The organism is Pseudarthrobacter sp. rb, assembly GCF_056389225.1.
The window spans coordinates 1-3,333 of sequence record NZ_JBWJAR010000046.1 but is presented as its reverse complement, the minus strand read 5'-3'; the positions used below and the strand labels follow the sequence as shown (position 1 = coordinate 3,333).

The 3,333-nt window shown below is 60.1% G+C and carries 1 protein-coding gene; it reads left to right on the top strand.

Annotated elements, in window-relative coordinates; translation table 11 throughout:
* Positions 1–877 precede the first annotated feature (877 nt).
* Entirely contained in the window at positions 878–2,881 is a 2,004-nt protein-coding gene (locus ACWRN3_RS22765; RefSeq protein WP_476742018.1) for a putative Ig domain-containing protein, read from the top strand.
* Positions 2,882–3,333: the final 452 nt, after the last annotated feature.

The window sequence follows — 3,333 nt, the reverse complement described above, 5'->3', positions numbered from 1 at the left end:
GCCCGCACCGTCCCGGAGAACACCCCGATGGTCTCCTTCGAGAACTCCCAATACTCGGTCCCGGCGCATCTGCTCGGGGCGAGGGTGTTCGTCCGCTCCCACGGCACCGGGCCTGACGAGCAGGTCAGAAGCAGCGAAGCGAACAGTCGAATGGGCAACCCGCGCGTTGGACCGGACACCCGGGTCAGTCGAAGCCGGACTCGCGCTCTGCATCGGCTACATCAATACAGGAAACCTCGCCACAGCTAAATCCCATCTCGATTCACTCATTTCACGAGCCCCCTACACCTCCCAGCTTTACATCCAGCGCGGCATAGCAAACTTTGGGCTCGGCCACCGTGACGATAGCCTGAACGATCTCCAAACCGCAGCCAATCAAGCACCAAAATCACCCATCCCGTGGCACATCATGGGGGCCATTTATGACCGCCTCGGGGAACACGACAATGCAGCAGTCGCAAGACTCACCGCCAATCAACTAAGCCAGGTAGGCATGCCATAAATCCTCCGCAATTGGGTTGCAGATGGTGCTCACCATCCCTCCTTGGACGACATGGGCCGCCAATTCTGAGGTACTGCGGTAGGGACCAGATCCGTGGCCATGACAGATTTGTCATGACCATGTTTCAAGTGTCATGGATTTACGATTGCAGTTTGTTATTTGCGGCCGCTATTCTCGGTCCCGGGCTATTGGAAGCCCAAAATTTAGAATTGGGGGGACGGACCTTCCCGTCGCCGTGACCGGAAGGCTTATATGCGGAAGCATGTTGTCAGTCGTTGTGCCACAGCAGCATTAGTCTTCGTCATTGCGGGGGGGTCCTTCGAGATCACCCCGGCCATTGCTTCACCGATTGCCTCCACGAATGGAGGTGGGGGCGTGCTGCCGTCTGTTCTGGTGGGCATCTCGTTCGCCGATGTCCCGTCGACATCCCAGTTTTATACGGAGATTAAATGGACGGCTTCGCAGCGCATATCCACGGGCTGGGTTCAGCCGGACGGGACACGGCTTTACCAGCCACTGTGGAATGTGAACAGGGACGCGATGGCGGCTTTCATGTACCGCCTAGAGGGGTCACCGGAGTACACGCCGCCAACTGTTTCTCCGTTCGCGGATATCACACCTGCGACTCAGTTCTACAAGGAAATCTGCTGGCTCGCCTCGAAGGGAATCACCACGGGATACCTGCAGTCCGATGGGACCAGGACTTATCAGCCCCTCAGCCCAGTGAACCGTGATGCCATGGCCGCGTTCCTTTACCGACTGGCAGGGTCGCCGTCCTATTTTGCTCCTGTTGTTTCCCCCTTCCGGGACATCACGCGCATGACGCAGTTTTACAAGGAAATAACGTGGCTTGCTGCCCAAGGCATCTCTACCGGCTACCCCCAAGCGGACGGATCCAAGGTTTACAGTCCCTTGAACCCAGTCGCTCGGGACGCGATGGCCGCCTTCATGTACCGCTTCAGTCACCTACCCGCCCCGGCCCCCTTGGCAGTAACCACCGCGGAACTTCCTCAAGCCACTGTCGGCGCGGAATACCAGATGACCCTTACGGCAACTGGCGGCAGTGCCCCCTACACGTGGTCGCAGTCGGGGCTGCCGTCCGGGCTAACCCTTGATGCCGCCACGGGCCAGATCTCCGGAACCCCCTCCAACGCTGCCAGTGCACCGGTTACATTCACTGTTACCGACGCCCAGGGGCACGAACAAACCTTCGCAACATCGGTCACCGTTGTCCAACCCGACTTTTCGAACGTGGCGAGCGTCGCCGCTGCCGGCCCGCGGCCCTACGCACTAACAAAAGACGGCACCGTCTGGTCCTGGGGTGGCGGTACTGTTGGCTCTTTCCCGGTTCCGCAACCCGGCGTTTCCGGGGTGTCGAGCCTTACATCATCTCTTGAAGGCTCCACGTTCGCCTTGAAGTCAGACGGGACTGTTTGGGGTTGGGGCGACAACACTTACGGGCAGCTCGGCAACGGGAGCACGGGCTATTCTTCGGTGCCAGCCCAAGTCCAAGGGCTTACCGATATTAAGACGATTACTGAAAATGATGGATCCGCATATGCAATAAGGGGCGATGGGACGGCGTGGGCATGGGGATGGAATATCCGCGGCGCACTGGGCATCGGCACGATGGATAACGCCACCGCGCCCGTTCAAATCCCCGGGCTGGCCGACGTCCGGAAGATTGTCGCAACCAACACCGGGGACCTCAACACCGCATACGCCTTGCTGGCCGACGGTTCCGTATGGGCCTGGGGATGGGGGGTTAAAGGCACCACTGATTACTTTTCCACAACTCCGGTAAAAGTCGCAGGTTTGGGAACAGTGCAAAGCATCGCAGCGGCAAACGGCTCCGCCTATGCCCTGCAAACGGATGGCACCGTCTGGTCCTGGGGTGACAACAGCCAAGGCCGGTTAGGCGACGGGTCGACAACGAGCACCACAACACCGGTTCAAGTACGCGGGCTCGCCGGAGTTGCCAGCGTCGCCGCCACGCGATCCTCCGCCTACGCCGTCGCTAACGACGGCAGCCTGTGGGCGTGGGGTTCCAATGGATCCGGGCAACTTGGAAACAGCACGACCACAAGCTCGAGCGCACCCCTGAAGATTTCCGCCCTCACCGGCGTCACGAACTTGGCCGTCAGCGACACCGCGGCGTACGCAGTGACGGCAGACGGAGTATGGGGATGGGGTGACGGTGCGTCGACGCCCGCCCCAGTGCCGGGACTGACCGGCGTCCAAAGCCTGGCTCTCGGACCCCACACCGCCTACGCTGTGCAGTCCGAGGGAACAGCATGGGCCTGGGGCGACAACACCTACGGTGCTTTCGGTGACGGAACAACAACCTCGTCCGCTACACCGGTACGCGTCGGAGGCTGAGGCGTTGGAGGGCCCCACTTCCTGTACGTCTTTAGCACGTCACATGCCTGCGTATCGGATCTGTACAGGCCGGTGGCTCGACCGAGGTGAGCTACCGGCGGTACAGGCCTGAACGCCTTGAGGAACTGAGTTGGGATGTCGCGGTGCTCCGCGATCGGTGCAGATATGCAAGGCTGCATATGGACATCCTCAATTAGCTCAAAAGAGTCCCGACCAAAGCATGCTTTGGTCGGGACTCTTTCTGCGGCGTTTCGGCGGATGAGGTGCCCTTCGTAAACCGGCGGCTTCGTGGCGTTGAGTGCGAGTCGTCTGTGGCTTCCGTGGTGTCATACTGTGTTTTTCTTGAGCAAGGGTTGTTAGTCTCCGGCTGTCTGCTGTGGGGCGGCTGCTCGGTGCGCCCCTCCCTTTGTAACAAGGGAAAGTAGTTGGCGTTTGGTCTCTGGGGTTTTCCG